The organism is Vibrio sp. ZF57 (genome assembly GCF_001691235.1).
Taxonomy (GTDB): Bacteria; Pseudomonadota; Gammaproteobacteria; order Enterobacterales; family Vibrionaceae; genus Vibrio; species Vibrio crassostreae_C.
This window is the reverse complement of the sequence record NZ_MAKD01000100.1, coordinates 1-1,340: the sequence shown is the minus strand read 5'-3', so window position 1 is coordinate 1,340 and position 1,340 is coordinate 1. Positions and strand designations below refer to the sequence as shown.

The 1,340-nt window shown below is 52.1% G+C and carries 1 rRNA gene; it reads right to left on the bottom strand.

The window, feature by feature from the left end:
- A 23S ribosomal RNA gene (locus A6D97_RS15720) occupies positions 1-1,340 on the bottom strand; the annotation flags it as partial.

The following is a 1,340-nucleotide window of genomic DNA, read 5'->3' as shown; positions in this document are numbered from 1 at the left end:
CCCTGCCTATCAACGTCGTAGTCTACGACAACCCTTTAGGACACTTATAGTGCCAGGGAAAACTCATCTCAAGGCTCGCTTCCCGCTTAGATGCTTTCAGCGGTTATCGATTCCGAACTTAGCTACCGGGCAATGCCATTGGCATGACAACCCGAACACCAGAGGTTCGTCCACTCCGGTCCTCTCGTACTAGGAGCAGCCCCTTTCAATTTTCCAACGCCCACGGCAGATAGGGACCGAACTGTCTCACGACGTTCTAAACCCAGCTCGCGTACCACTTTAAATGGCGAACAGCCATACCCTTGGGACCGACTTCAGCCCCAGGATGTGATGAGCCGACATCGAGGTGCCAAACACCGCCGTCGATATGAACTCTTGGGCGGTATCAGCCTGTTATCCCCGGAGTACCTTTTATCCGTTGAGCGATGGCCCTTCCATTCAGAACCACCGGATCACTATGACCTGCTTTCGCACCTGCTCGAATTGTCATTCTCGCAGTCAAGCGGGCTTATGCCATTGCACTAACCACACGATGTCCAACCGTGTTTAGCCCACCTTCGTGCTCCTCCGTTACTCTTTGGGAGGAGACCGCCCCAGTCAAACTACCCACCAGGCACTGTCCGTAATCCCGATTCAGGGACCAACGTTAGAACATCAAAACTACAAGGGTGGTATTTCAAGGACGACTCCACCACATCTAGCGACGCGGTTTCATAGTCTCCCACCTATCCTACACATGTAGGTTCAATGTTCAGTGCCAAGCTGTAGTAAAGGTTCACGGGGTCTTTCCGTCTAGCCGCGGGTACACTGCATCTTCACAGCGATTTCAATTTCACTGAGTCTCGGGTGGAGACAGCGTGGCCATCATTACGCCATTCGTGCAGGTCGGAACTTACCCGACAAGGAATTTCGCTACCTTAGGACCGTTATAGTTACGGCCGCCGTTTACCGGGGCTTCGATCAAGAGCTTCGACCGAAGTCTAACCCCATCAATTAACCTTCCGGCACCGGGCAGGCGTCACACCGTATACGTCATCTTACGATTTTGCACAGTGCTGTGTTTTTAATAAACAGTTGCAGCCACCTGGTATCTGCGACTCTCGTCTGCTCCATCCGCAAGGGACTTCACTGATAAGAGCGTACCTTCTCCCGAAGTTACGGTACCATTTTGCCTAGTTCCTTCACCCGAGTTCTCTCAAGCGCCTTGGTATTCTCTACCCGACCACCTGTGTCGGTTTGGGGTACGATTCCTTACAATCTGAAGCTTAGAGGCTTTTCCTGGAAGCATGGCATCAATGACTTCACTACCGTAGTAGCTCGACATCGTATCTCAGCGTTAG